This window comes from Bifidobacterium sp. W8103 (assembly GCF_016100775.1).
In the GTDB taxonomy this organism is placed as follows: domain Bacteria; phylum Actinomycetota; class Actinomycetes; order Actinomycetales; family Bifidobacteriaceae; genus Bombiscardovia; species Bombiscardovia choladohabitans.
The window spans coordinates 1-4,587 of the sequence record NZ_JACFRV010000003.1; the positions used below are offsets into that span (position 1 = coordinate 1).

The window sequence follows — 4,587 nt, forward strand, 5'->3', positions numbered from 1 at the left end:
CCGACCTATTAACAACCACCCAACACGCTTACAGCCACAAGGCCAAACCCCCAACATAAACAACGCGTTTAGTTCCTATAGCCCAGAATCTCTGAAGTGGGTGTCACTGCTCCAGGAAATCGGTGCAGACGCAGTCGTTAATATCATTCAGAATGGAAGCCACGGGGGAGGATCAGGTAAGTATAGACGCTGGGAAAAGTTTGCTATGCAAACGGCTTGGTGTCTTGACATCATTGGATGCAGCAATTGAAGGTCCATCTCTACTCAAAGGAAAGTTGCCATCTTAAAAGGCGACGTATGGGTACTTAGCTATCAAAGGCAATGAGCAAGTTATTAATATTCAAGAAGCGAGTTAAAACAGAAGTTGACACTGAACCGGGTTCAGATAATATTACTACAAAGCATAGTCCGCAACGATGGGAGACGCAATGATTGGGGAAGCTGTATACATGCGGGCGACGCACCCAGGATCTCCTTTCTTTGTCGATAGCCGTAGTCTCATGGCACATGCCGAAGAGTCATGGGATCCTGAACCTGACTGTCCGATAGGATGGGCTTCAAATAAATCCGTAGTATGGACATATATGCAGCCGACTGCTTGCATAATGAGGACCCACGGATGGAAAATTCATGTGACGGCTTCCCTTGACAATGCACAATCAGTTTTAGAAAAAGTTTCTAAAATCTGTATTTCAGAGCATGTTATGTTCAAATATCTCAGGGATAAACAACAGTACCGATCCTCCAATACCAAATATGCAGGACGCAGCTCTAGTGGAAAATTCATAACCATATATCCCTTTTCTGATGAGCATCTTGAAAGATTAACCCTCAAACTAGAGGAAGCAATAGGCGGTGAACCAGGACCTTATATCCTCAGTGATTTAAGGTACAATAACGGACCTATCTTTTTCAGATATGGGGCGTTTGTTTCAATAGAAATGTCCGATTCAGTACTCGTTGTCGTGGGGCTTTATAATCGCATGAGGTCTGGCGATACTCTGATCTCAGTACCATGAAGGTTAATATTATGCGTGATGGTGTGGTAGTAGCTGAACAGCTAAGTAAGAATTTCGTCTCGGGTGACGGGACTCCCACTGTGGTGTTCAATGATCTTTCTTTTGTTGCTGCTGGTGGTGCCATGACCGCAATTACAGGGCCCTCTGGATGTGGTAAGAGCACCTTGCTATATTGCCTTTCTGGTCTTGAACAGCCATCTCAAGGAAATGTGTGGGTGCTGGGTGAGGAACTAACTAAGAAGAACCAGCGTAACTTGGCTTTGTTTCGCAGATCGCATATCGGGTTTGTGTTTCAGTCCTACAATCTTGTCCCGTCCATGACCGTTCGTGACAATATCCTGCTCCCCTTGACTCTCAGCCATCGCAAGGTCGATCAAGGAAGCATCGATGCCCTCATGGATAAGTTCCACTTGAGCGGGCACGACAATGACGCAGCTAGTTCGCTCTCAGGTGGTGAGCAGCAGCGGGTATCCTTGATTCGCACCTTGGTCGCGGATCCCGATGTTGTGTTCGCCGATGAGCCGACAGGTGCTCTTGACCAGAAGTCCGGACAGTTGGTTTTCTCGCAGTTGCGGGACTTCTCCCATCGACCCGGTAAATGCGTGGTCGTGGTCACACACGATCTCCGCCTGGCCCGGCAATGCGACGTCGTATACACCATGAGTGATGGCGGATTTGTCGCATCAGGGAATGTGGAAGAGCAAGCGTAGTTATTGCCCTGATTCTGTATGGCGATGCGGCGTGAAAGGTGTAAGTCATGAAGTGGGCGTTGAATGATCTGAAAGCCAATAGAGGAATCTGGGCCGGTGTGTTTCTTGTGCTTGTGGTCACGCAGACGATTCTGTGCGCCATGAGTGTATGCAAGGGAATCAATGATCTCAAACATGATTCCCCGGGGGAAGTGGGTGTGGTATCTCACCATCTCAGCACTAACGTGGACTCGGTCTACCAGATAGCAATGGTCCTGGGTTGCCTGGTCATTATGGTGACGATTCAGGCTTCCATAAGGCAGCGGCGGAAGGGACTTGCATTGTTGTCCCTGCTTGGTGCCACACCTAGGCAGGTGCTGACCCTCACCATGGTGCAGGTGTTCGTGCTGACTCTGATCTCCTCCATCGTTGGTATGGCGCTGGCGCCAATTCTTGCCCCACGGATTCTAAAGTTCCAGTTGGAGGCCGTGCTGTTACCGCCGCTTATCACTTTTACTTGGCAGGGTTTCTTAGACTTTGCTTTGAGGGGGCTTGCAGTCGGTTTCATTGTGGCTTTGTTGGGTGCTCTCTTTACTCTGCGTGCTTTGAGGAAAGTGCTTCCGGTTGAGCTGCTGAGAGGTTCAGGAACTGAGGAAGTCCACGTCACGAGAGCTGGGCGCGGTCTGAGGAGATTCCTTATTATCGGTGGTTTCATCGCCCTGCTGGCACCGGCTGTCGCTGCCGTCATCCTGGTGTTGAACGACCCCAAAACTCTGAGTAAGACCCAATTGGGCATCATCATGCAACCCATGTCATTAGGCCCGATCATCGCGATACTGCTGTTTCTGGTCGCTCTGGCCTATTCTGGAGGACCCATCATCCAATGGGCCACCAAAACATGGACGAATCTGGTTCCTGTGCAATCCGATGTCTGGAAGATCGCACGGGCACAAGCCATTGTGAGAAGTCGCGGGAAGGCATTCGGCTCCACCATCATCTCACTGACTGCTTGCCTGTTCCTGCTCGGTGGATTGTTAATCACAGGTCAAACCAGTACTGCTGCCATAAGTGGCTTTCCCCAGTTGAAAGACATGGGATCAGCCACACCGATAGAGCTTATGTCCAGCCTGTGGTCGGCCTTGCTCATTGCTGTAATCGGTGCGGTCGCCAGTTTCGCCATCTCTGCCAAGGAACGCAACCTTGATCTGGCCCTTATCTCCATCGCGGGCGCTGTGCCCGGACAGCTACTTGCCATATCGGCCTTGGATGGTTTCATCCTCGTGACCACCGGTATCCTTATCTCTGCGGGGGCCACCTTGCTCGTCGGAGTTTTCACCGCTGTGACATTCCTCCCTCTTTCCAAGAATCTCTTTGTAGTGGTCTTCCCCTGGAAGTTCTTCATTATCCTTGCTGTGCCCATTATCGCCGCGGGAACACTTTCCACATTTTTCTCTGCACGTTCTAGTTTGAAGCGATCGGCAATTGAAACCGTCCAAACAGCCATAGGCGAATAGCGGAAATCATGTCAACTATGCAAACTCAGCAACGTCAAAAAACCACAATTTTTAATGTATTCAGACTATTGAAACCGCACACAGCTATCACTGTTGTTGTGATGTCTGTGGGTATAGTGTCTTCAGGTCTGGCGTTACTACAACCTCTGTGTGTCAATTATCTTCTACACGCCATAGAACAGAGTCAGAAGTTGGTGAGACCAATTGCAGTCTTGGCGCTTTTGTTTGTAGCAGGCATCGTCCTGGATGGTTTGGGATCCAATATGGCAAACCGCCTTGCGGCGAAAATAGTTTTCGATAAACGTAGCAATCTCATTACCTGTATCCTCGGCCTGCCGGTACAAGAGTATGATAAGAGGGAGTCGGGTGACTATGTCTCAACTGTCATCTCAGATACTAATGAGTTACGCTCAGCCCTGTCATCAGACTTCTTTAAAGTGGCCGCGAATCTGTTAACAGCTTGCGGATCAGCTGTCGCTATGCTGTTCATTGATACCAGACTCTTTGCCGTGGCACTTATAACTTCGTGCACATCCATTCTGTTGATGATTGCTGCTTCTTCTCGTCTGCAGGCCTATACCGAACTGGTACAAGCTAAGACAGCAAGACTGTCTAATGCCATACTGCGATCATTAGCTGGAATTCGCACAATTAAGGCCTTTATGGCAACAGTGCCTGAAACGAAAAGAGTAGTCGGTACCGCAGAAGAAGTGTATCGGGCAACAGTAAAAGTGGCCAACAAGGAAACAATCATTCGGTCCATTGTGAACTGCGCCATACAGCTGACCTTACTAATCGTTTTTTCCTTTGGCGGCGCGGAAATAGCGAAAGGGGATCTTGATATTTCTAATTTCATCTCCTTTTCAATGTATTTGACTATGGTTGTTTCTTCGCTAAGCTCCTTTTCCTCATCTATAACCACGGCTTTCAAAGCTTTAGGACCACTCAGGAGAATAGAAGACATTGAATCTTTGCGCGATAAAAGCGAAACCGTAAGTTCGAGCAATATGCTTTCCCCAGATGGGCATTCCTCGTTTGATACAGCCAACATTACGCTGGAGTTCAAAGATGTATGCTTTTCTTACAATACAGCGGACAAAGATGATGAACGAAATACCACTCTGCAGAACATTAGTTTTAGCGCAGTCCCACACCAAAGAACCGTCATCGTGGGCTCGTCGGGTTCAGGTAAAACTACGCTGCTTTCCCTATTGGAGGCTTTTTATAGGCCGGATTCGGGGCATATCCTATACAACAATGTTGACTCAACTGATTTAAATGGGCCTATAGGAACTAAACGCGTTGTTTTAGGTTCTGTGTGTGGGTTTGGTTGTGTGTTGGTCAGAGTGTGGTGTTGGGGTATCT

The 4,587-nt window shown here is 48.5% G+C and carries 4 protein-coding genes; all 4 read left to right on the forward strand.

Annotated features, from left to right (window positions below):
* The first annotated feature begins 500 nt into the window (after positions 1-500).
* Positions 501-1,019, forward strand: coding sequence for a class III lanthionine synthetase LanKC N-terminal domain-containing protein (locus H3U90_RS08195; RefSeq protein WP_141650093.1), 519 nt, complete (start codon positions 501-503; stop codon positions 1,017-1,019).
* An 11-nt stretch (positions 1,020-1,030) separates the two neighbouring features.
* Positions 1,031-1,729 (forward strand): ABC transporter ATP-binding protein, encoded by a 699-nt coding sequence (locus H3U90_RS08200; protein WP_045924347.1) that lies wholly within the window; start codon positions 1,031-1,033, stop codon positions 1,727-1,729.
* Positions 1,730-1,776: 47 nt separating this feature from the next.
* Positions 1,777-3,222 carry an FtsX-like permease family protein gene (locus H3U90_RS08205; RefSeq protein ID WP_045924218.1) on the forward strand — a complete coding sequence of 482 codons (1,446 nt, stop codon included), beginning with the start codon at positions 1,777-1,779 and terminating at the stop codon, positions 3,220-3,222.
* A gap of 17 nt (positions 3,223-3,239) precedes the next feature.
* On the forward strand, positions 3,240-4,587 hold a 1,348-nt coding region (locus H3U90_RS08210), incomplete at its 3' end, for an ABC transporter ATP-binding protein (RefSeq protein ID WP_181415147.1).

Coding starts and splice junctions, on each gene's coding strand:
- H3U90_RS08195 (WP_141650093.1), top strand. CDS start 501: ATGGCACATGCCGAAGAGTCATGGGATCCTGAACCTGACTGTCCGATA.
- H3U90_RS08200 (WP_045924347.1), top strand. CDS start 1,031: ATGCGTGATGGTGTGGTAGTAGCTGAACAGCTAAGTAAGAATTTCGTC.
- H3U90_RS08205 (WP_045924218.1), top strand. CDS start 1,777: ATGAAGTGGGCGTTGAATGATCTGAAAGCCAATAGAGGAATCTGGGCC.